The sequence below is a fragment of the Bacillus sp. FJAT-14266 genome (assembly GCF_001719225.1).
Lineage (GTDB): Bacteria > Bacillota > Bacilli > Bacillales > Bacillaceae > Bacillus > Bacillus subtilis.
Genome location: NZ_CP017072.1, coordinates 2,778,005 through 2,799,787, shown reverse-complemented (window position 1 = coordinate 2,799,787; position 21,783 = coordinate 2,778,005). Strand labels below are relative to the sequence as shown.

General features: G+C 43.6%; 22 protein-coding genes. 20 read left to right on the top strand and 2 right to left on the bottom strand.

Features of this window, described 5'->3' with window-relative positions; translation table 11 throughout:
• Positions 1–44 precede the first annotated feature (44 nt).
• The 3 genes from ahpA (at position 45) to rok (ending at position 2,146) form a co-directional block, all read left to right on the top strand.
• Positions 45–587: a biofilm-specific peroxidase AhpA gene (gene ahpA / locus BGM23_RS14375; protein WP_003245371.1), complete on the top strand. Its 543-nt coding sequence runs from the start codon at positions 45–47 to the stop codon at positions 585–587.
• 71 nt (positions 588–658) lie between these two features.
• Positions 659–1,105, top strand: coding sequence for a thiol-disulfide oxidoreductase YkuV (ykuV, locus tag BGM23_RS14370; RefSeq protein ID WP_015252187.1), 447 nt, complete (start codon positions 659–661; stop codon positions 1,103–1,105).
• Between the two features lie 465 nt (positions 1,106–1,570).
• Positions 1,571–2,146 (top strand): transcriptional regulator Rok, encoded by a 576-nt coding sequence (gene rok / locus BGM23_RS14365; RefSeq protein ID WP_003232378.1) that lies wholly within the window; start codon positions 1,571–1,573, stop codon positions 2,144–2,146.
• Positions 2,147–2,186: 40 nt separating this feature from the next.
• Here rok and cse15 read toward each other — a convergent pair whose 3' ends face one another.
• A complete protein-coding gene (gene cse15 / locus BGM23_RS14360; protein WP_029727015.1) occupies positions 2,187–3,152 on the bottom strand; it encodes a spore protein Cse15 in 966 nt (321 codons plus the stop codon).
• A gap of 136 nt (positions 3,153–3,288) precedes the next feature.
• On the opposite strand from cse15, the gene BGM23_RS14355 reads away from it, so the two are divergent.
• The 16 genes from BGM23_RS14355 to sipT all read left to right on the top strand — a co-directional run bounded on the left by BGM23_RS14355 (position 3,289) and on the right by sipT (position 19,670).
• A complete protein-coding gene (locus BGM23_RS14355) occupies positions 3,289–3,888 on the top strand; it encodes a molybdenum cofactor guanylyltransferase (protein WP_021479380.1) in 600 nt (199 codons plus the stop codon).
• Between the two features lie 50 nt (positions 3,889–3,938).
• Positions 3,939–4,958 carry a molybdopterin-synthase adenylyltransferase MoeB gene (locus BGM23_RS14350; RefSeq protein WP_017696813.1) on the top strand — a complete coding sequence of 340 codons (1,020 nt, stop codon included), beginning with the start codon at positions 3,939–3,941 and terminating at the stop codon, positions 4,956–4,958.
• A gap of 17 nt (positions 4,959–4,975) precedes the next feature.
• Positions 4,976–6,268 carry a molybdopterin molybdotransferase MoeA gene (locus BGM23_RS14345; protein ID WP_038427631.1) on the top strand — a complete coding sequence of 431 codons (1,293 nt, stop codon included), beginning with the start codon at positions 4,976–4,978 and terminating at the stop codon, positions 6,266–6,268.
• A complete protein-coding gene (mobB, locus tag BGM23_RS14340; RefSeq protein WP_029725925.1) occupies positions 6,229–6,750 on the top strand; it encodes a molybdopterin-guanine dinucleotide biosynthesis protein B in 522 nt (173 codons plus the stop codon). The genes BGM23_RS14345 and mobB overlap by 40 nt, the downstream gene beginning before the upstream one ends.
• Positions 6,750–7,223, top strand: a complete 474-nt coding sequence (locus BGM23_RS14335) for a molybdenum cofactor biosynthesis protein MoaE (RefSeq protein ID WP_015715811.1) — start codon at positions 6,750–6,752, stop codon at positions 7,221–7,223. The genes mobB and BGM23_RS14335 overlap by 1 nt, the downstream gene beginning before the upstream one ends.
• The gene (gene moaD, locus BGM23_RS14330) at positions 7,216–7,449 is read left to right on the top strand and encodes a molybdopterin converting factor subunit 1 (protein WP_014476678.1); all 234 of its coding nucleotides are present in this window, start codon (positions 7,216–7,218) and stop codon (positions 7,447–7,449) included. Before BGM23_RS14335 ends, moaD begins: the two co-directional genes overlap by 8 nt.
• A 223-nt stretch (positions 7,450–7,672) precedes the next feature.
• A complete protein-coding gene (locus BGM23_RS14325) occupies positions 7,673–9,430 on the top strand; it encodes an ABC transporter ATP-binding protein (protein WP_038427632.1) in 1,758 nt (585 codons plus the stop codon).
• Between the two features lie 11 nt (positions 9,431–9,441).
• Positions 9,442–11,256, top strand: coding sequence for an ABC transporter ATP-binding protein (locus tag BGM23_RS14320; RefSeq protein ID WP_029725927.1), 1,815 nt, complete (start codon positions 9,442–9,444; stop codon positions 11,254–11,256).
• 109 nt (positions 11,257–11,365) lie between these two features.
• Entirely contained in the window at positions 11,366–12,061 is a 696-nt protein-coding gene (gene yknW / locus BGM23_RS14315; protein ID WP_029725928.1) for a YknW family membrane protein, read from the top strand.
• Between the two features lie 4 nt (positions 12,062–12,065).
• Positions 12,066–13,199, top strand: a complete 1,134-nt coding sequence (locus BGM23_RS14310; protein ID WP_029725929.1) for an efflux RND transporter periplasmic adaptor subunit — start codon at positions 12,066–12,068, stop codon at positions 13,197–13,199.
• Positions 13,200–13,892 (top strand): ABC transporter ATP-binding protein YknY, encoded by a 693-nt coding sequence (gene yknY, locus BGM23_RS14305; RefSeq protein ID WP_029725930.1) that lies wholly within the window; start codon positions 13,200–13,202, stop codon positions 13,890–13,892.
• On the top strand, positions 13,889–15,082 hold the full coding sequence (skiZ, locus tag BGM23_RS14300; protein WP_015252177.1) for a sporulation-delaying-protein transporter subunit SkiZ: 1,194 nt from the start codon (positions 13,889–13,891) through the stop codon (positions 15,080–15,082). Before yknY ends, skiZ begins: the two co-directional genes overlap by 4 nt.
• Before the next feature lie 279 nt (positions 15,083–15,361).
• Complete coding sequence (locus BGM23_RS14295) at positions 15,362–16,117, top strand: DeoR/GlpR family DNA-binding transcription regulator (RefSeq protein ID WP_014476685.1); 756 nt, start codon at positions 15,362–15,364, stop codon at positions 16,115–16,117.
• Positions 16,114–17,025 carry a 1-phosphofructokinase gene (gene pfkB, locus BGM23_RS14290; protein WP_003244923.1) on the top strand — a complete coding sequence of 304 codons (912 nt, stop codon included), beginning with the start codon at positions 16,114–16,116 and terminating at the stop codon, positions 17,023–17,025. The genes BGM23_RS14295 and pfkB overlap by 4 nt, the downstream gene beginning before the upstream one ends.
• Positions 17,026–17,039: 14 nt before the next feature.
• The gene (locus BGM23_RS14285; RefSeq protein WP_029317743.1) at positions 17,040–18,944 is read left to right on the top strand and encodes a PTS fructose transporter subunit IIABC; all 1,905 of its coding nucleotides are present in this window, start codon (positions 17,040–17,042) and stop codon (positions 18,942–18,944) included.
• 144 nt (positions 18,945–19,088) lie between these two features.
• Positions 19,089–19,670 carry a signal peptidase I sipT gene (gene sipT, locus BGM23_RS14280; RefSeq protein WP_003232348.1) on the top strand — a complete coding sequence of 194 codons (582 nt, stop codon included), beginning with the start codon at positions 19,089–19,091 and terminating at the stop codon, positions 19,668–19,670.
• 33 nt (positions 19,671–19,703) lie between these two features.
• Here sipT and BGM23_RS14275 read toward each other — a convergent pair whose 3' ends face one another.
• Positions 19,704–19,973 carry a hypothetical protein gene (locus BGM23_RS14275; protein ID WP_003232345.1) on the bottom strand — a complete coding sequence of 90 codons (270 nt, stop codon included), beginning with the start codon at positions 19,971–19,973 and terminating at the stop codon, positions 19,704–19,706.
• 180 nt (positions 19,974–20,153) lie between these two features.
• On the opposite strand from BGM23_RS14275, the gene BGM23_RS14270 reads away from it, so the two are divergent.
• A complete protein-coding gene (locus BGM23_RS14270; RefSeq protein ID WP_029725931.1) occupies positions 20,154–21,776 on the top strand; it encodes an ABC-F family ATP-binding cassette domain-containing protein in 1,623 nt (540 codons plus the stop codon).
• The last annotated feature ends 7 nt before the right edge of the window (positions 21,777–21,783 follow it).

Below are 21,783 nucleotides of genomic sequence, written 5' to 3'. Positions count from 1 at the left end.
GCGATTTTGACCTTTAAGCCAAACAATAAATTGGAGGGATACATATGGCAGAACGTATGGTAGGTAAACAAGCTCCTCGTTTTGAAATGGAAGCAGTCCTTGCAAGCAAAGAATTCGGCAAAGTAAGTCTTGAGGAAAACATGAAAAACGACAAATGGACAGTGCTATTCTTCTATCCAATGGACTTCACTTTTGTTTGTCCGACAGAAATTACAGCAATGTCTGACCGCTATGACGAGTTCGAAGATCTTGATGCAGAAGTCATCGGGGTTTCAACTGATACCATCCATACTCATTTAGCTTGGATCAATACAGACCGCAAAGAAAACGGTCTTGGCCAGCTGAAATACCCGCTTGCTGCTGATACAAACCATGAGGTATCCCGGGAATATGGCGTTTTAATCGAAGAAGAAGGTGTGGCTTTGCGCGGATTGTTTATTATTAATCCTGAAGGGGAGCTTCAATATCAAACTGTTTTCCATAACAACATTGGGCGTGATGTTGATGAAACGCTTCGTGTTCTCCAGGCGCTGCAAACTGGCGGACTCTGTCCGGCTAACTGGAAACCAGGCCAAAAAACACTTTAATTCTTTCCAAGAACGAAAAGCGGTCTAGCATATTCGTTAGGCCTCTCTTTTAAAATAGGAGGGAAAAAGCAATGAAATTACGTCAGCCCATGCCGGAATTGACGGGAGAAAAAGCTTGGTTAAATGGTGAAGTGACGAGAGAGCAATTGATTGGGGAAAAGCCGACGCTTATTCATTTCTGGTCCATCAGCTGCCACTTGTGCAAAGAAGCGATGCCGCAAGTGAATGAATTTCGTGATAAATATCAAGATCAACTGAATGTTGTAGCTGTACACATGCCCCGTTCCGAAGATGATCTTGATCTTGGTAAAATTAAAGAAACAGCTGCTGAACACGATATCACCCAGCCGATTTTTGTTGACAGTGACCATGCTTTAACCGATGCATTTGAAAATGAATACGTACCTGCGTATTATGTGTTTGATAAAACAGGACAGCTCCGTCACTTCCAAGCCGGCGGGAGCGGTATGAAAATGCTTGAAAAACGTGTGAACCGCGTTCTGGCTGAAACGGAATAGGTATCTGACTAAATAGTATTTCCTAAAAACCTGATCACATCAGGTTTTTTATTTGTGCAAAAAGCAATGGAAGAAGAGTAAGAAGCTTATTTTTCCAAATTTGGGTATAGGAATTGATGGTTTGTTTGATTGATACGCTAGAAAACACAGCTAATTTTTGATGTTTTTCCTCAATTTTAGATAAATCTCATATCTCATAACTCGAAAATTGTAGATATTACACTAAATTTCTTTAAAGAAGTAAGTAAAATATATATTTTCAACATTATACCAAATAAACTAGAAAGCCCCTTAATCCCTTGAGAATAAAGGACTCTTTTGAAAAATAAAACATTTTCAGAAAATAAGGAATTTTTCATAGAGTAAATATAATAGTAAAATGCTAAAATAATAGTTGATAAAATTACTTTTGTAATCTAATATCTTAATTAAAGATGTTAATTTTGATAGGGGGTACATTGAGGAATGTTTAATGAAAGAGAAGCTTTGCGCTTGCGGTTAGAACAATTAAATGAAGCTGAAGTGAAAGTCATTCGTGAATATCAAATTGAACGTGATAAAATATACGCAAAATTAAGAGAGCTGGACAGAAATGGAAGCCCTTCCGAAATCAAAAAGGATTTCCGTTCTGAAAAAAAACCTGACTCTCTGCCGGTTCTCGCTGAGCTTGCGGCTCAGGAAATCAGAAGCTATCAGCCGCAATCACAGCAGCAGTCTGTCCAGCCTCAGCTTCAATCTATTTCCTCTCTTCCTGCCGGTATACCAGACGGAACAACACGAAGAAGAAGAGGAACGGCAAGACCGGGATCAAAAGCAGCTAAGCTGCGTGAAGCTGCTATTAAAACATTAAAACGCCACAACGCGGCGATTAAGAGCTCGGAGCTTCAAAAAGAGATTGAAAAAGAAAGCGGTCTTGAAATCCCTAATATGACAACGTTTATGCAAAGCTTAATTAAAATGTACCCGGAAGTGAAAAAGCCATATCGCGGGCAGTACATTTTAGAGGGTGAAATCGAATCTGCAGAATCAGCAAATGAATAAATATAAAGAAAAACTGCTTGGCATCGCTCAAGCAGTTTTTTTATTGAGGTTTTTTCTGTGAAGGTTTGTTTTCTTTTTCAAGATTAAGCTTATACACCCACTTTTGATAAGGCTTTTCTTCAGCGGCTCTGTTTCTCAGCTCTTCGATTGTATGGCTCTTGGCCTGGTCTGATGATTGGGCGTGGGCAAGCTGTTTTTGAAGCACATGTATCTGTTTGGTGACATCTTCAAGGATAGTCTCTACATGATTTGGCTGCGCGTAGGCCGCTGGAGCTTCTTCTTCCGTTTTTTCTTTTTGTTTCGTGCCGCCATCAATATCGGCAAAATGAGAAGCAATCCAGGCATCGCTTTCATCAAGTTGCCGTTTATACGATATAATAGTTTCGTGAAATAATTTTTCTTTCGTTTTTTCTATGTCTAGCAGTCTTTCTTTCGTTTCTATGATTCGATCTTTCATATGATCAACTTCTATTTTAATATGTTTTAGCTGATATTCTTTTTCTACCATTTGCTCTTTTAGACGCCCGTTTTCGGCTTTTATCAATTCGGCTTGCTGTTTTGCCTGAAGCAGTGCATTTTGTTCCTGCTCAATCGAGGCTTGAAGTTCGCTGATCCGTTTATGAAGATTTTTATTTTCTTCTTCGATTTTGACTTTAGCAATATGAAGTTTATGTTTTTCTTCGATTTCGGCTCTGCGTTTATAGGTTTCAGCAGATAGAAGCTCCTGCAAAACAACGATTTTATCAAGCAGTTCAGCTCTTATTTGATGCAGGGTTTGGCTGGTGTGGGAGGCATGTTTTTCTTTTGTTGACATATGTGTTAATTCGGCAGACAGCTGCTGGAGTTTTTCTTTCATATCGGTATTTTCTTTGAGCAGTTTGTTATTTTTCTGATGAAAGTAGCTTGCTTCAAGTTCAGCAATCAGCTTATGGCACCTTGAAAGCTCGGATTTTAAATAAAGGTTCTCCTGAGACACGTCGTGGAAAAAAGGACCTGATCTTTTCATTCGAACCATCTCCCTCATGATGTTAACACTACAATATGCAAATACTGAACAGCTATTCCTCTTTAATAAACAGACAAGCAGTAGCGTTGAGCCTTTGCTTTTGCTATGCTTTTAACGAAACTAGAGGTGAGATGATATGAAGCATGTAAACGTACTGTTGGCAGGGGGAGCCTCACGTCGCTTTGGAGAACCGAAGGCGTTTGTCAAATGGAAGGGCAGGATGCTTTACGAATGCGCTAAAGAGGCACTTGGAGAACAAACGGTTATCATCAGCCGTCCCGAATTTATTGATAGATTTCAAGAAAACGGTGAAAATGAAGTGTATCAAGATGCTGAGCCATTTCAAGGCATGGGGCCATTGGCTGGTATATATACCGCTTTTAAAAAGACAGACGGTGATCTTTATACTGTTCTTTCCTGTGACACACCGCTGATACAAAGAAGGACGATACTGGAGCTCAAACGTCTGATGACTGCCGGTGCTGACGCGGTAGTCCCAATTTCAGACGGACAAGTGCAGCCATTGATTGCGATTTACCACAAACGTATCATGCCAGTTCTATACGATCAGCTTTCTGAGAAGAGGTTGAGAATATCAGATTTATTAGGCAGAATTTCGGTTTGTTACGTACAGGCTGAAAATATCGGAGCAAACCCGGCAGAGTTTATCAACATTAATACACGTGATGATTTTAGCTGTTTGGAAGAAAAATCGAACTCCCTCAAGCGGGACTGACGGGGCAATAACATGATAAGATGACATAAAAGATAAGGAGAACAGGTTTGATGGAGGAACGTTATTCACGGCAAATCAGATTTAAGCAAATTGGGGAAGAGGGTCAGAAAAGACTGGCAGACAGCCATGTGCTGATTGTCGGAGCGGGAGCGCTCGGCACTGCAGGAGCTGAAGGGCTTTCGAGAGCGGGAGTCGGTACGATTACCATTATTGACCGTGACTATGTGGAGTGGAGCAATCTTCAAAGGCAGCAGCTTTATACAGAAAGCGATGCCAAACTCCGCATGCCGAAAGCCATGGCTGCCAAAGAGCATCTATCAGCGATTAACAGCGAGATACATATTGAGGCGTATGTTACCGAAGGAACAGCCGAAACGCTTGAGCCGCTGATTGAAAAAGCAGATGTCGTGATCGACGCGACAGATAATTTTGAAACCCGCATGCTGATAAACGATCTTGCCCAGAAAACAAAGACACCTTGGGTCTATGGCGCCTGTGTAAGCAGCCAGGGAATGTTCATGACTGTCATTCCCGGAGAAACCCCTTGTCTGTCTTGTTTGTTTGAGCAAATTCCTGTCGGCGGGGCGACGTGTGATACTGCCGGCATTATTCCGCCTGCTGTGCATATCGTTTCAGCATATCAGCAGGCTGAGGCATTTAAGCTGTTAACCGGCCAAATAGAAGCAATACAGCGGGGTTTTGTGACATTTGATGTCTGGAACAATTCGCATATGAAGATTAACGTTAATCATGTACGCCGTGAGGATTGTCCATCTTGCGGAGCAAATGCGGTATATCCTTATCTTCAGGATTGGAATACACCAAAAGCTGCTGTATTATGCGGCCGTGATACAGTGCAGGTAAGGTCAGAATCATTAAAAAGAATCCCGAAACAGGAACTCATTAAGCGGCTGAAAACAATCGGCAAGGTCGAGGCTAATGCGTTTTTGCTGCATATTTTTTACGAGGATTTCAGAATTGTCATTTTCAATGACGGACGGGCACTGGTGCATGGAACAAATGATGTGAAAGAAGCCAACTCCGTGTTGGCAAGAGTGATTGGACTGTAACAACAGGAGGGGTCAGAATGCTGGAGAAAAGAACACCGATACCGGTAGACGAGGCAGTTCGGCGTGTCTGCCATTTTCAAAAACAAGGTGAAACAGAATGGGTGGCGCTTGAAGACAGCCTTCATCGGTTTTTAGCCGAAGATATAACTGCGGATCACCACGTCCCTGCGTTTGACCGTTCGCCATACGATGGTTTTGCTGTCAGAGCGTGCGATACGGCATATGCATCACGTGAAAACCCAGTTCGGTTTGAAGTTATTGACCATATTGGAGCGGGAGCAGTATCTGAAAAAAAACTTGGCCCGTTTCAGGCCGTGCGGATTATGACTGGCGCGCAAATCCCTGTAGGGGCAGATGCAGTCGTCATGATTGAACTGACTCAAACCTTTGAGGAGAATGGGAAGTCATTTATGTCTTTAAAACGCCGCTTTCAGACGGGGGATAATATTTCAAAAACAGGTGAGGACGCTCAAAAAGGGAGTGTTTTACTGACAAAGGGCACCCGGGTGACACCAGGAGTGACGGCTCTTTTGGCAACATTCGGATACGCATCTGTGCCTGTCGTGAGAAAGCCTGTAGTCGGGATTATCGCAACCGGTACCGAATTGCTGAATGTCAGTGATCCGCTGGAACCGGGAAAAATCCGCAACAGCAATGCGAGTATGGTATATGCGCAAGCGATAGAAGCAGGCGCAACACCGCTTTATTTAGGGAAAATCTCTGATGAACTGGATAAAAGCTTTGCTGCAGTTAAAGAAGCGATGAAAAAAGTGGATTTCCTGATCACAACTGGCGGTGTGTCAGTCGGTGACTTTGACTTTTTGCCTGCGATCTATGAAAAACTCGGAGCGGACGTGCTGTTTAATAAAGTTGCCATGCGCCCGGGCAGCGTGACAACGGTGGCGCATGCAAACGATATGCTGCTGTTTGGCCTTTCAGGTAATCCGTCGGCATGCTATGTCGGTTTTGAACTGTTTGTCAAACCGATAATCCAGACATGGCTGCTCAATGAAACACCGCATTCAATTTGTGCGGAAGCAGTTTTGACCAAGGATTTTCCGAAGCCGAACCCATTTACCCGATTTGTTCGTGCGCTCGTGCACCATCAGGAAGGGAAGCTGTTGGCGACACCCGTTGGTTTAGATAAGTCGAGCTCTGTCACATCACTTGCAGATGCCAATGCATTTATTATCCTGCCGGGCGGCACGCGAGGCTACGAATCTGGCAGAACGGTTCAAGTGCTGCTCATCAGAGAAGAGAATGGAAGTGAATGGCCTTGGTCCGTCCTTTCCCGATCGTCCAAGTTGTAGGATTTCAAAACAGCGGGAAAACAACGTTTATTGAGCGCATTCTTGAAAAAGCCTCTGAACAGGGAGTCCATTTGGGCTGCCTGAAGCACCATGGTCACGGCGGTGAACCGCAAACGCTCACGGAAGGAAAAGACACGGACCGTTACAAGGCGGCAGGTGCTGATGTAACAGCGGTAGAAGGTGCTGGTGTGTTACAGCTGACTGCCCGCCGCAATTGGGATTTGGCACGGCTGGTCGAGTTATACCAATTTCTCGAAACAGACTGTCTTCTGATTGAAGGCTTTAAAAAAGCCCCTTATCCTAAAGTGGTTATCCTAAGTGAAAAGGAAGATCTGGAAGCGCTGCAAGCAGTAAATATAATCGCCATCATCTATAGAAAAAAAGAGCATATGACAGAGCATCAGGGATTACCCGTTTTTCATGCGGATGATCCGGTTGCCGTGGATTTTGTGCTTTCACAGCTGAAGGGGGAATCTGCATAATGGAACGGTTTGAGATTACGAAAACACCCATTAATACTGAAGACATCATTAAAAAAGTGGAGAAACGGGAAGCAGGAGCCATTACGACATTTATTGGTACGGTTCGGGAATGGACAAACGGAAAAAGAACGGTTCGGCTTGAATATGAGGCATATGAACCGATGGCCGTGCAAATGCTTGCTCAAATCGGCGCTGAAATCGAAGAAAAATGGGAAGGTGCCTCAGCTGCGATCACGCACCGTATAGGTGTGCTCGATATCGGTGAAGCAGCGGTAGTGATTGCTGTATCTTCTCCCCATCGAAAAGCCGCATATGAAGCCAATGAGTATGCGATTGAACGCATTAAACAGATTGTGCCGATTTGGAAAAAAGAAATTTGGGAAGACGGTGAGCAATGGATCGGTGACCAGCTAGAAACAACAGCTTATCCGAACGGAAAACCAGACCTAAGCGAGGGAGAGCAGCATGATTAAAATTCTTTTATTTGCAGGACTGGCTGAACAGGCCGGTACACAAGCAATAGAAATAGATGTGGAACAAGCAACCACAGATGAAATAAAAGCGAGTCTAAAAGAACAATACGGTCTTGAATCTATTGATACGGCTATGATTGCCGTTAACGAAAGCTATGTAAAAGAAAATACCTCTGTATCTTCGGGTGACACGGTAGCCATCATACCGCCGGTCAGCGGGGGATGAAAACCGGACGGCATTTCAGCCGTCTGGTTTTTCTGTATTTCATTGGCATATCCCCAAGTATCCTCAGCATACAATGATTTTCTGTAAGCGTTTATTCTACATATGTTACTCCCTATAAAGTAAGAGACTCACTCCATAATTAGACTGAAATTTTGAAAAATAATAGAAATTTATTTCGGGTATCGATATAGTGAAGATGATAAATGTTGGAAAGGTGCTGGATATGGAGACATTTAAAAGATTAAAAATGTATTATTGGCCGTACAGAAAAGTGTTTATGTGGTCGCTTCTAGCCATGCTTTTGATGACTGCAATTACTGTCGTTTATCCGATTATCCTGCAAATTACGATTGATGAGATCGTGCTTGGAAGGCAGTATCAGCTTGCGGCGTGGGTCAGCTTAGGATTTATTGCGGTAATGGTTTTGAAAGGAACGGCTACCTTTTTTCATCAGTATTTAGGTGATATGTTCGGGATCAAATCCGTTTATCGGCTGAGAAATGGTCTGTATGAAAAACTGCAGCGGCTTTCTTTTTCTTACTATGATAACGCGAAAACAGGAGATTTGATGTCCAGGCTGACTGCTGATGTTGAAGGGCTTCGTTTTTTCTTATCGTACGGTCTCGCTGAGCTCATTCGCTTCGGCCTGCTGGTAGCCATCAGCCTGTCGGTTATGTTTTACTATTCTGTTCCTCTCACGCTTGTGACAATAGCTGTTCTGCCATTTCTCGCGGTTGCGGTATACCGGTTTGACAAAAGAGTCCATCCCGCCTTCAGAGGCATCCGCAAATCGTTTGCGAAACTCAATACAAAAGTTCAGGAAAATATCAGCGGCATTAATACGGTTAAATCTCTTTCCAGGGAAGATTTTCAGATCAGCACTTTCAATAAAGCCAATGCAGAATACAGGGCGCAGTATTTACAAACATCATCCATCTGGTCTGCGTATTTCCCTTTAATGGAGTTCATTGGTAACATTTGTATTGTAGCTCTCCTCTCATACGGCGGTTACTTGGTTATGCAAAATCAGCTCAATCCCGGCGAGCTCGTTGCTTTCTTCAGCCTTGTCAATTATATGATGTGGCCCATTATGAACTTAGGTTTTGTCATCAATATGTTCTCTCAAGCAAAAGCGTCAGGGGAACGCCTGCTCGACATTCTGGAAAAAGAAGAAGACATTACAGATCATCCTCATGCTTTGCATAAACAAAAATTAACCGGAGATGTCCATTTCAAAAATGTTTCTCTTGCATACGGGAAAGAACAAACAAACGCGCTGTGCAATGTAAGCTTTGAGGCAAACAGCGGGAAGGTAATCGGACTGTTGGGCCCGACAGGTTCAGGCAAAAGCTCAGTGACACAGCTTCTCACCAGATTTTACAGTCCTGTTGGCGGAATGATTACCATTGATCACAAACCAATCACGGATTATTCGTTAAAAACCCTTCGCTCCAATATCGGGGTCGTACTTCAAGAATCCTTCCTGTTTTCATCTACGATTAGATCAAATATTTCGTATGGGCGGCCGGATGCCTCAATGGACGACGTCATCGAAGCGGCAAAAAGGGCACAGGCTCATAACTTTATTGTGGAGCTTCCTGATGGGTATGACACCATGCTGGGAGAGAGGGGAATGGGGCTTTCCGGCGGGCAGAAACAGCGTATTGCCATTGCGAGAGCCATCTGCTTGAACCCGAGCATTTTAATATTGGATGATGCCACAAGCGCAGTAGATATGCAAACGGAGCACAGCATACAGCTTGCCTTAAAAGAAGTCATGAAAAACCGCACAACCTTTATCGTCGCTCACCGCATTTCTTCACTGAAACACGCTGATGAAATTCTCGTTTTTAATAAAGGACGCATTCGTGAAAGGGGAACACATCATGAGCTTCTTAAAAAAGGCGGCTACTATAAAAAGATTTACGATTTGCAATACCGTGATGTCAAAATGATTAATGAGCCGCATGAGGTCGGATAGGGAGGGGCCAAATGAAACAAGCGAAAAAACAGGGGATTTTAGAGCGTTTCTATTACTCTTCAGATGAAATCATTGAAAAGCCGTTTAACTGGGCTCAAATGTGGCGGCTGCTGAGCTATGTCAAACCATATCGAAAAACAATTTTGCCGCTTTCTTTTCTCACCGTATTAATTGGCACTGCTGTGAAGCTTGTGATCCCCATTTTGATCGGCGTTTATGTTCTTGATCAAGCGATTACAGGGAGAAACTCGGAGCTGCTGATTCAGCTCATTTTTATTATTAGCGGTTTATATGTCCTCAATTACGCCGCCAATGTGTTAAGAATCAGGTGGATGAATCAGCTTGGCCAGCATGTCATTTACGATTTGCGACAGCATTTATTTACCCATGTGCAGCGCTTATCCCATCGATTTTTTGATCAGCGGTCGGCGGGATCGATCTTAGTCAGGATCATGAATGATATTAACTCTCTTCAGGAGCTCTTTACAAGCGGAGTCATCAATTTGTTGACCGACTTGCTGCTTCTGGCCGGCGTGATTATCATTTTGTTTACGCTGAGCCCTGAGCTGACTATAGCCATCATGGTGACATTGCCGATTATGTTTTTTATTTCAACAAGTCTCAGAAAAAAAATACGCCGATCCTGGCAAACGGTACGGCTGAAGCAATCGAAGCTCAACTCTCATCTAAACGAAAGCATTCAGGGCATCCGGGTCACGCAGGCATTTACGCAGGAAGAAGAAAACATGGCGTATTTTGACGGTGTCAATCAGGAGAACTACGAATCATGGCGGGAAGCAACTAGAAAAAATGCCATGTTCCGTCCGCTTGTAGAAATGACGAATGCGATTGGGACGGCTGTCTTGATTTGGTATGGAGCCACACTCATCATGAATGAAACCATTACGATTGGCGTCTTCGTTTCTTTTGCTTTCTATCTGGGAATGTTTTGGGAACCTATTTCGAGACTGGGTCAGGTCTATAATCAGCTGTTAATGGGGATGGCATCATCAGAACGGATTTTTGAGTTTCTGGACGAACAGCCAAATGTCAAGGAGAAGCCGAATGCCATTCAAAATGAAAAGATAAATGGGGAGATCAGTTTTGAAGAGGTTGAATTTTCGTATGATGAAAAACGAAAAGCCCTTCACGCCGTTTCTTTCTCTATTCCTGCGGGCTCGACGCTTGCGCTTGTCGGGCATACAGGGAGCGGGAAGACGACGATTGCCAATTTAATCAGCCGTTTTTATGATGCGACCGGAGGCACCATTAAAATAGACGGTATACCGATTAAGGATCTTTCCCTTGCCAGTCTGCGCTCTCAAATCAGCATTGTCCTGCAAGATACATTTATTTTCTCTGGGACCATCATGGAAAATATTCGTTTTGGAAGGCCAAATGCTTCGGATGAAGAAGTGATGAAAGCCTCCCAAGCGGTCGGAGCGGATGAGTTTATTTCCGATTTAGCGGAAGGATACGCAACAGAGGTAGAGGAAAGGGGCAGCGTACTGTCTGCCGGTCAGCGTCAGCTTATTTCATTTGCAAGAGCATTGCTCGCCGATCCGGCTATTATCATCCTTGACGAAGCAACGGCAAGCATTGATACAGAGACAGAAGTAAAAATTCAGCAAGCGTTAAAAACGCTTCTGAAAGGGCGTACAGCAGTGATGATCGCTCACAGATTGTCTACGATCCGCGACGCCGACCGCATCATTGTTCTTGATCACGGCAGGAAAATAGAAGAAGGGAACCATGATCAGCTGCTCGCTAAAGGAGGCATTTATGCCGGGCTTGTGAAAGCGCAATACAGCACAGCGATAGAATAATATGAAAAGCCTTCAATATTGAAGGCTTTTGGAAATTTATTAGAAAAACATGAAACTTTTTGATATCCTTCCCGTACTATTTGTTAGATATTCTCAAGGAGGTTTTGAAATGGAAACGAATGTAGAAAAAAACAGCGGAACAGCGACTGAAAAGCCTTCACTTTTCGGAGTAATCACAAGTCCGTCCGTTCAATTTGAAAGAATAAGAGAAAGGCCGGCTGTATGGGGACCGCTTTTGATTGTTGCAACAATTATCATCGTCGGTGCCGTGCTGCAATCACTCGGTACGGATTATAGTGAGCTTTTGAAAAGCCAGGATACGCAAGGGCTATCTGCTGAACAAATGGAAACTGTCGCAACAATAACCAAATTTGGCGGAATGGCAGGCGCTATTATCGGCGGTATCGCAGCATTATTTATTGCCCCTCTTATTTATTGGCTCTGTGTAAAAATATCAGGCGGAGTTACGACATATAAAAAAATGCTTTCTCTCGGTCTGTTTGTCTCTTTGATTAGCAGTCTCGGATTATTGGTTAATGGAATCGTTGCTTTTACGACTGACGTGAATCCTCTTTACAGCACGACGTCACTGGCAGGGATTATCCCATCTGACGGGGCTCTTGCCAGCGTGTTAAATACCTTTGAAATTTTCAGCATCTGGAGCTTTGTATTATTAGCAATCGGACTTCACAAAACGGGAGGCATCTCCAAAAAAGCCGGGTGGATTTCAGCAATCATTCTATTCGGAATTTTAGTTGTATTTTCGCTTTTTTCAGGTTTAATCAATTCTGTGGCGGGTGCATAAGCTCATGAAAAAAGTCTGGATCGGAATTGGAATCGCAGTTATAGTCGCTCTTTTTGTTGGAATCAATATATATCGGTCTGCCGCTCCAACAAGCGGCAGCGCCGGCAAGGAGATACAGACGGGGAGCGTTGAAGAAAATGAAATCTCATCAACGGTTATGGTTCCTGGCACGCTAAAATTTTCAAATGAACAGTATGTCTTTTATGAAGCGGATAAAGGGACATTAGAAGACATTAAAGTTAAGGAAGGCGATAAAGTTAAAAAGGGCACGCCTTTAGTCACCTATACAAATGAGCAGCTGAGCCTGGAAAAAGAACAGAACCAGTTAACGTCTGAATCCAACCGGCTTCAAATTGACCAAATTCAAGAAAAGTTAAAAGCCTTAGACAGCAAAGAAAGAGAACTGGAAAAACAGGTAGGAAAGAAAGAAGCAGAAAAACAAATCGAATCTGAACGGACAGAGCTTCAAATGCAGAAAAAAACAGCGGAGATCGAATTAAAACAAACCGAGCTTCAGCGGCAGTCACTTGCCAACCGGGTATCAGATCTTGAAGTGAAAAGCGAAATTGAAGGCACCGTTATTTCTGTCAACCAAGAGGCGGCATCCAAAAAGTCAGATATTCAAGAGCCTGTCATACATATCGGCAACCCAAAAGACCTTGTCGTCTCAGGGAAATTGTCTGAATACGATACATTGAAAGTCAAAAAAGGCCAGAAGGTCACACTCACTTCAGATGTAATACAGGGTAAAACATGGAAAGGCACGGTTTCCGCAGTCGGGCTTGTTCCGGATCAGCAGGAGAGCGCTGCGGCACAAGGAACAGAACAGGCGGTCCAATACCCGCTTCAAGTGAAAATAAAAGGAAATCTTCCAGAAGGAAAGCCAGGCTTTAAATTTATCATGAATATTGAAACAGATAAACGGAAAGCAAATACGCTTCCTTCAAAGGCAGTCAAAAAAGAAGATGACCAATATTATGTGTATACAGTAAAAGACGGAAAAGCAAAGCGAATTGATGTCAAAATCGGCGAAGTGACAGATGACCTGACAGAAATTAAAGAGGGGCTTACCCAAGATGATCAAGTCATTTTGAATCCATCTGATCAGGTGACTGACGGAATGGAAGTGAAATCCTAAATGATTCAGCTTTCTAATGTGCGAAAAAGCTACCAGATCGGAAAGGAAACGTTTGATGTTCTCCATTCTATTGATTTGGACATTCATCAAGGTGAATATGTCTCGATTATGGGGCCGTCAGGATCAGGAAAATCGACGATCATGAATATTATCGGCTGTCTTGATCGGCCGACTTCCGGTACATATCAATTGGACGGCGAAGACATTTCTTCATATAAAGATAAAGAACTGGCGGCAGTCCGTAACCGGTCCATCGGTTTTGTATTTCAGCAATTTCAGCTTCTTCCGCGGCTGAACGCAAAAAAAAATGTCGAGCTGCCGATGATTTATTCCGGGATAGGCAAAAAGGAACGTCAAGAGCGGGCTGAGAGAGCATTGGAAAAGGTCGGGTTAGCCGATCGAATGCTCCACATGCCCAACGAGCTGTCGGGCGGGCAGAAGCAGCGGGTGGCGATTGCGAGGGCGATCGTGAATGAGCCGAAATTGATTTTAGCTGATGAACCGACCGGCGCCCTGGATACGAAAACAAGCGAGGCGATTATGGATCAGTTTACAGCATTAAATGCCGAGGGAACGACAATCGTTCTGGTTACTCACGAGTCTGAAGTAGCAGATTGCACGAATCGGATAATCATGGTGCGTGACGGAAACATTGTTCCTGCCAGCTCCGGACAAAGGAGTGTGGGAGAATGAGCCTGTTGGAAAACATCAGAATGGCTCTAAGCTCTGTCCTTGCCCATAAAATGCGTTCGATCTTAACGATGCTCGGCATTATCATTGGTGTAGGCTCTGTCATTGTTGTCGTTGCGGTAGGACAGGGCGGCGAGCAAATGCTGAAGCAGTCGATCAGCGGCCCGGGAAATACTGTGGAGCTGTACTATATGCCTAGCGACGAGGAGCTTGCAAGCAACCCGAACGCCGCAGCTGAATCTACGTTTACAGAAAACGATATTAAAGGTTTAAAAGGAATAGAAGGCATTAAACAAGTCGTTGCTTCGACTTCTGAAAGTATGAAAGCGCGTTATCACGAAGAAGAAACCGATGCTACGGTTAACGGAATAAATGATGGATACATGAATGTCAATTCTTTAGAAATCGAAAGCGGCAGAACATTTACCGACAATGACTTTCTTGCGGGGAATAGAGCCGGAATCATCTCTCAAAAGATGGCTGAAGAACTGTTCGATAAAACCTCTCCTTTAGGTGAAGTTGTCTGGATAAACGGACAGCCCGTTGAAATTATCGGCGTGCTGAAAAAAGAAACAGGCTTGCTTTCTTTCGGTTTAAGTGAAATGTATGTGCCATTTAATATGATGAAATCCTCTTTTGGCACAAGTGATTTCAGTAACGTATCATTGCAGGTCGAATCAGCAGACGACATAAAATCGGCTGGAAAAGAAGCGGCACAGCTGGTAAATGACAATCATGGCACAGAGGATTCGTATCAAGTGATGAACATGGAAGAGATTGCGGCCGGAATTGGCAAAGTAACTGCAATTATGACGACGATTATCGGCTCAATTGCAGGTATTTCCCTTTTGGTCGGCGGAATCGGTGTCATGAATATTATGCTCGTATCAGTCACAGAACGGACGCGGGAAATCGGAATCAGAAAATCACTTGGTGCGACGAGGGGACAGATTCTGACTCAGTTTTTAATTGAATCAGTCGTATTGACGCTGATTGGCGGTCTGGTCGGGATTGGTATTGGATACGGAGGGGCCGCGCTTGTTTCAGCCATTGCGGGCTGGCCGTCACTCATATCCTGGCAGGTTGTATGCGGGGGCGTGCTGTTCAGTATGCTCATTGGTGTTATTTTCGGCATGCTTCCTGCAAATAAAGCCGCAAAGCTTGATCCCATTGAAGCGCTGCGTTATGAGTAGCCTCATGCAACATGCATGAGGTTTTTTTATGTTTAGTGATTTCTACTATGAATATAAAAGACTTTTTTCATTAAAATAAGAAGAAAATGTCGTACAATTGTCCTTATTTTTGTCGAATTTACAGTTTACAAACCCTATAGACATACGTTAATATGGAGAAACGTGAAAGATTTTGATAGTTATTGAATGAATTTGAATGATTTTAGTTGCCTAAACCGAAAATAGCGTTTACAATGAAATTGTATTCAAAATGAATACGTTTTCATTAGGAGGTGAAGCATGCTAACTCCTGAACGGCATCAATTGATTATTGATCAAATAGAAAAGCATGATGTGGTAAAGATTCAAGAGCTTATAAATCTGACTAATGCTTCTGAATCAACAATCAGAAGAGATTTATCGACACTTGAAGAACGCGGTTTTTTAAAGCGCGTTCATGGTGGAGCGGCCAAGCTTTCCGATATCAGACTTGAACCCGATATGCTTGAAAAATCATCCAAAAACCTTCACGATAAATTGAAGATTGCTGAAAAAGCAGCTTCTCTTTTAGAAGAAGGGGATTGCATTTACCTTGATGCAGGCACGACGACATTGCACATGATTGATTTTATGGATAAAACCAAAGATATTGTCGTTGTCACAAACGGGGTAATGCATATCGATGCATTAATAAGGAAAGAAATTTCTTTTTATCTGCTTGGAGGATACGTAAAGCACAGAACGGGCGCGATTATTGGAGGCGCTTCATTGATTGCCATGGACCAGTACAGATTTGACAAGAGTTTTCTGGGGACAAACGGTGTCCATACAGAGGCTGGATTCACAACGCCGGACCCTGATGAGGCCCTTTTAAAACAGAAAGCGATCAAACAGGCAAAACACGCATACGTCTTAGCAGACCCTTCGAAGTTCGGAGAAATTTCATTTTCGGCATTCGCCGGAATAGGCGACGCAACAATCATTACGACTGACGCTGAAGAGCTTACATTCGATAATTACCAAGAAAAAACTGTCGTAAAGGTAGTGAAACCATGATTTACACTGTAACACTTAATCCATCTGTCGATTATATTGTTCACGTTGAAGATTTTACTGTAGGAGGCCTGAACCGTTCTTCGTATGATACCAAGTATCCAGGGGGCAAAGGCATCAACGTATCGAGACTGCTGAAAAGACACCATGTGGCGTCTAAAGCGCTCGGATTCGTCGGCGGATTTACCGGAGAATATATCAAAACATTTTTACGGGAAGAAAACCTGGAAACAGCTTTTTCTGAAGTAAAAGGGGATACCCGTATCAATGTAAAGCTGAAAACGGGTGATGAAACTGAAATTAACGGGCAGGGACCGACAATTTCGGATGAAGATTTCAAAGCCTTTTTAGAACAGTTCCAATCTTTGCAAGAGGGAGATATCGTCGTTCTTGCAGGAAGCATTCCATCTTCACTCCCTCACGATACTTATGAAAAAATCGCAGAGGCCTGCAAACAGCAGAACGCACGAGTTGTTCTGGATATCTCAGGCGAGGCTCTTTTGAAAGCAACAGAAATGAAACCATTTTTGATGAAGCCAAATCATCATGAGCTTGGAGAAATGTTCGGCACGGCCATTACATCTGTTGAGGAAGCCGTTCCTTATGGGAAAAAGCTTGTAGAACAAGGCGCTGAACATGTAATCGTATCAATGGCCGGAGACGGAGCGCTTCTGTTTACGAACGAAGCTGTTTATTTTGCTAACGTGCCAAAGGGGAAATTGGTAAACTCAGTCGGAGCAGGGGATTCCGTTGTTGCAGGTTTCCTTGCCGGAATTTCCAAACAGTTGCCGCTTGAAGAAGCATTCCGCTTAGGAGTTACTTCAGGCAGTGCTACCGCGTTCTCTGAAGAACTTGGAACAGAAGAATTTGTCCAGCAGCTTCTTCCTGAAGTTAAGGTCACACGTCTATAGAGGAGGAAACACAAGTGAAAATAACTGAGCTTTTAACGAAGCATACGATAAAGCTTAATATTGAGAGCAAAGAAAAAGAAAATGTTATTGACGAAATGGTCACTGTTCTTGATAAGGCTGGAAAGTTAAATGACCGACAAGCCTATAAAGAAGCCATTTTAAATCGCGAAAGCCAAAGCTCCACGGGTATCGGTGAAGGAATCGCTATCCCCCATGCGAAAACGGCAAGCGTTATCAACCCGGCGATCGCGTTCGGACGTTCAAAAGACGGCGTCGATTATGAATCATTAGACGGCCAGCCGGCTCACTTAGTGTTCATGATTGCGGCGACTGAAGGCGCAAACAACACTCACCTTGAAGCATTGTCAAGACTTTCAACGCTGTTAATGCGTGAAGAAATCCGTAAGCAGCTCCTTGAAGCTGAGTCTGAAGATGCCATCATCGACATTATTAATCAGCACGATAAAGATGATGACGAAGAGGAAGAAGAAGAAGCGGCACCAGCACCTGCCGGAAAAGGAAAAATTTTAGCGGTTACTGCATGCCCGACAGGTATTGCCCATACATTCATGGCTGCGGATGCCCTTAAAGAAAAAGCGAAAGAGCTTGGTGTGGAAATTAAGGTCGAAACAAATGGGTCAAGCGGCATTAAGCACAAGCTCACTGCCCAAGAAATCGAAGATGCACCTGCAATCATTGTCGCAGCGGACAAGCAGGTTGAAATGGAACGTTTTAAAGGCAAGCGCGTACTTCAAGTTCCTGTAACGGCGGGTATCAGACGTCCGCAAGAGCTTATCGAAAAAGCGATGAATCAAGATGCGCCGATTTATCAAGGCAGCGGCGGCGGTTCAGCAGCTTCAAACGATGATGAAGAAGCGAAAGGCAAGTCTGGAAGCGGTATCGGAAACACGTTTTATAAGCACCTGATGAGCGGTGTCAGCAACATGCTTCCGTTCGTAGTCGGCGGCGGTATTCTCGTTGCGATTTCATTCTTCTGGGGAATTCACTCTGCTGATCCGAATGATCCTAGCTACAACACGTTTGCAGCAGCATTAAACTTTATCGGCGGCGACAATGCATTAAAACTGATTGTTGCAGTTCTGGCCGGTTTCATTGCGATGAGTATTGCAGATCGTCCTGGTTTTGCGCCTGGTATGGTCGGCGGATTTATGGCAACTCAAGCGAATGCTGGATTCTTAGGCGGCTTAATTGCCGGATTCCTTGCCGGTTATGTCGTGATTTTACTGAAAAAAGTATTTACGTTTATCCCTCAGTCACTTGATGGATTAAAACCTGTTTTGATTTACCCGCTGTTCGGTATTTTTATCACTGGTGTATTAATGCAATTTGTCGTCAATACACCTGTAGCAGCTTTTATGAATTTCTTAACAAACTGGCTTGAAAGCCTTGGTACTGGAAACCTTGTGTTAATGGGTATTATCTTGGGCGGCATGATGGCGATCGATATGGGTGGCCCGCTTAATAAAGCAGCCTTTACGTTCGGTATCGCCATGATCGATGCAGGCAACTATGCGCCTCATGCAGCAATCATGGCCGGCGGTATGGTTCCTCCGCTTGGTATCGCACTTGCAACAACCATTTTCAGAAACAAATTCACTCAGCGTGACCGTGAAGCTGGTATTACATGCTATTTCATGGGAGCTGCTTTCGTAACAGAGGGAGCGATCCCATTTGCTGCGGCTGATCCGCTTCGCGTCATACCAGCTGCTGTAGTCGGTGCAGCTGTTGCCGGCGGATTAACTGAATTCTTCCGAGTAACGCTTCCGGCGCCTCATGGAGGAGTATTCGTAGCTTTCATTACAAACCATCCGATGCTTTACCTTTTAAGTATCGTGATCGGTGCTGTCGTGATGGCAATTATCCTCGGTATCGTCAAAAAACCTGTTACAGAAAAATAAGAAAAAAAGCGTCCTTGGTTCGAAAGGACGCTTTTTCTTATCCGGCCGGCAGGGAGCGCGGTTAAGTTATGTATTTTATTCTTTTTTATGATAAAGTAAAAGAAGAGAAACAACTGACATAGCAATTGTCTAGGAGGAAACACTTTGACCGAGGAAAAAAATACGAATACTGAGAAAACGGCGAAGAAAAAAACCAATACGTACCTGGAATGGGGTAAAGCGATTGTCATCGCTGTTCTGCTGGCTCTCCTGATCCGTCACTTTTTGTTTGAACCGTATTTAGTTGAAGGTTCATCTATGTATCCCACATTACATGACGGAGAAAGGCTGTTTGTGAATAAAACAGTCAACTATATCGGCGAGCTGAAGCGCGGAGATATCGTTATTATCAACGGTGAAACTTCTAAAATCCATTATGTAAAAAGATTGATCGGAAAGCCTGGAGAAACCGTTCAAATGAAGGATGACACGCTTTATATAAACGGTAAAAAAGTAGCCGAGCCTTACTTGTCTAAAAACAAGAAGGAAGCAGAAAAACTTGGTGTCAGTCTGACAGGAGACTTTGGACCGGTTAAGGTTCCGAAAGGCAAATACTTTGTCATGGGAGATAACCGGCTGAATTCTATGGACAGCCGAAACGGGCTGGGACTGATCGCGGAAGATCGAATTGTCGGCACATCGAAGTTTGTCTTTTTCCCGTTTAACGAAATGCGTCAAACAAAATAAAAACGCCTTGCTGGCCTAGGACAGCAGGCGTTTTTATTTTGAAAAAGAAGCGACCAATGCAATGCATAAAACCGTGATGAACACTGAACCGATAATAGCTAGCACACTGAAGAAAAGGTGAACCTGTTTGTTCTCTTTTCCGCGCTTTTCTAAAAGCCGTTTAGAAAAAATGTGCGAAAATATGTAAATAAGGGCTATGCCTATATATAAGCCGATATCTTTGGCGGTAAAGCCTGTTACGGCAAGGTAAAAGCCCGTAAAAAAGATCAGTAAGCAATATTCAGTAAGTGTTAAAAGCCTCAACGTGTTCCTCCATGAGAGTGTGTAATTTTCCGAGCGGATGCATTCTCTCTCTTTAATTGTAACACAGCTGGCTGGTTTGGGTGTATAAGTGTTTTCTCTCTGTTTTATCAGGGAATCATTTCTCTTGCCCTGCTTTCATGGTATACTTTTATTGATGATAGACATGATGGAGGATAATAAATGATTGCTGTAAATAATGTAAGCTTGCGGTTTGCGGATCGCAAGTTATTTGAAGATGTTAATATTAAATTTACCCCAGGCAACTGCTATGGGTTAATTGGTGCAAACGGTGCCGGTAAATCAACGTTTCTAAAGGTGCTGTCAGGCGAAATCGAGCCTCAGACAGGCGACGTGCATATGAGTCCTGGTGAGCGTCTTGCCGTCTTGAAGCAGAACCATTTTGAGTACGAAGAGTATGAAGTGCTGAAAGTGGTCATTATGGGCCACAAACGCCTGTATGAAGTCATGCAGGAGAAAGACGCTATTTACATGAAGCCTGATTTCTCAGATGAGGATGGGATTCGTGCTGCTGAGCTAGAAGGTGAATTCGCGGAACTGAACGGTTGGGAAGCGGAAAGTGAAGCTGCGATCCTGTTAAAAGGCCTTGGTATCTCAGAAGATCTGCACACAAAAAAGATGGCAGACCTCGGCGGTTCGGAGAAGGTAAAAGTTCTCTTGGCACAGGCATTATTCGGCAAGCCGGATGTTCTGCTGCTCGATGAGCCGACGAACCACTTGGACCTTCAGGCAATCCAGTGGCTTGAAGAGTTTCTGATTAACTTTGAAAACACAGTTATTGTCGTATCCCATGACCGTCACTTCTTAAATAAAGTATGTACGCACATTGCCGACCTTGATTTTAACAAAATTCAAATCTATGTAGGAAACTATGATTTCTGGTACGAGTCAAGCCAGCTGGCGTTAAAGCTTTCTCAAGAAGCGAACAAGAAAAAAGAAGAGCAGATTAAACAGCTTCAAGAGTTTGTCGCTAGATTCAGCGCCAATGCGTCTAAATCTAAGCAGGCTACATCAAGAAAGAAACTTCTCGAAAAAATCACGCTGGATGATATTAAACCGTCTTCCCGCCGCTATCCTTATGTTAACTTCACGCCGGAACGGGAAATCGGAAATGATGTTCTTCGCGTGGAAGGCTTAACAAAAACAATCGATGGCGTAAAAGTGCTTGACAATGTCAGCTTTATTATGAGTCGAGAAGATAAAATTGCTTTCACTGGCCGAAACGAACTTGCTGTTACTACGCTGTTTAAAATCATTTCCGGGGAAATGGAAGCTGACAGCGGAACGTTTAAATGGGGTGTTACCACATCTCAAGCGTATTTTCCAAAAGACAACAGCGAATATTTCGAAGGCAGTGATCTGAACCTTGTAGACTGGCTTCGCCAATATTCTCCGCACGACCAAAGTGAGAGCTTTTTACGCGGTTTCTTAGGACGCATGCTGTTCTCTGGAGAAGAAGTCCACAAAAAAGCAAATGTACTTTCCGGGGGAGAAAAGGTCCGCTGTATGCTGTCGAAAGCGATGCTTTCTGGCGCCAATATTTTAATTTTGGATGAGCCGACTAACCATTTAGACCTGGAGTCCATTACAGCGCTCAATAACGGCTTAATCAGCTTTAAAGGCGCTATGCTGTTTACTTCTCATGACCATCAGTTTGTGCAGACCATTGCCAACAGAATTATAGAAATTACACCTAACGGCATCGTCGATAAGCAAATGAGCTATGACGAGTTCCTTGAAAATGCTGATGTGCAGAAAAAATTGACTGAACTATACGCGGAATAAAAAAGCA

Coding starts and splice junctions, on each gene's coding strand:
- ahpA (WP_003245371.1), top strand. CDS start 45: ATGGCAGAACGTATGGTAGGTAAACAAGCTCCTCGTTTTGAAATGGAA.
- ykuV (WP_015252187.1), top strand. CDS start 659: ATGAAATTACGTCAGCCCATGCCGGAATTGACGGGAGAAAAAGCTTGG.
- rok (WP_003232378.1), top strand. CDS start 1,571: ATGTTTAATGAAAGAGAAGCTTTGCGCTTGCGGTTAGAACAATTAAAT.
- cse15 (WP_029727015.1), bottom strand. CDS start 3,152: ATGAAAAGATCAGGTCCTTTTTTCCACGACGTGTCTCAGGAGAACCTT.
- BGM23_RS14355 (WP_021479380.1), top strand. CDS start 3,289: ATGAAGCATGTAAACGTACTGTTGGCAGGGGGAGCCTCACGTCGCTTT.
- BGM23_RS14350 (WP_017696813.1), top strand. CDS start 3,939: ATGGAGGAACGTTATTCACGGCAAATCAGATTTAAGCAAATTGGGGAA.
- BGM23_RS14345 (WP_038427631.1), top strand. CDS start 4,976: ATGCTGGAGAAAAGAACACCGATACCGGTAGACGAGGCAGTTCGGCGT.
- mobB (WP_029725925.1), top strand. CDS start 6,229: ATGGCCTTGGTCCGTCCTTTCCCGATCGTCCAAGTTGTAGGATTTCAA.
- BGM23_RS14335 (WP_015715811.1), top strand. CDS start 6,750: ATGGAACGGTTTGAGATTACGAAAACACCCATTAATACTGAAGACATC.
- moaD (WP_014476678.1), top strand. CDS start 7,216: ATGATTAAAATTCTTTTATTTGCAGGACTGGCTGAACAGGCCGGTACA.
- BGM23_RS14325 (WP_038427632.1), top strand. CDS start 7,673: ATGGAGACATTTAAAAGATTAAAAATGTATTATTGGCCGTACAGAAAA.
- BGM23_RS14320 (WP_029725927.1), top strand. CDS start 9,442: ATGAAACAAGCGAAAAAACAGGGGATTTTAGAGCGTTTCTATTACTCT.
- yknW (WP_029725928.1), top strand. CDS start 11,366: ATGGAAACGAATGTAGAAAAAAACAGCGGAACAGCGACTGAAAAGCCT.
- BGM23_RS14310 (WP_029725929.1), top strand. CDS start 12,066: ATGAAAAAAGTCTGGATCGGAATTGGAATCGCAGTTATAGTCGCTCTT.
- yknY (WP_029725930.1), top strand. CDS start 13,200: ATGATTCAGCTTTCTAATGTGCGAAAAAGCTACCAGATCGGAAAGGAA.
- skiZ (WP_015252177.1), top strand. CDS start 13,889: ATGAGCCTGTTGGAAAACATCAGAATGGCTCTAAGCTCTGTCCTTGCC.
- BGM23_RS14295 (WP_014476685.1), top strand. CDS start 15,362: ATGCTAACTCCTGAACGGCATCAATTGATTATTGATCAAATAGAAAAG.
- pfkB (WP_003244923.1), top strand. CDS start 16,114: ATGATTTACACTGTAACACTTAATCCATCTGTCGATTATATTGTTCAC.
- BGM23_RS14270 (WP_029725931.1), top strand. CDS start 20,154: ATGATTGCTGTAAATAATGTAAGCTTGCGGTTTGCGGATCGCAAGTTA.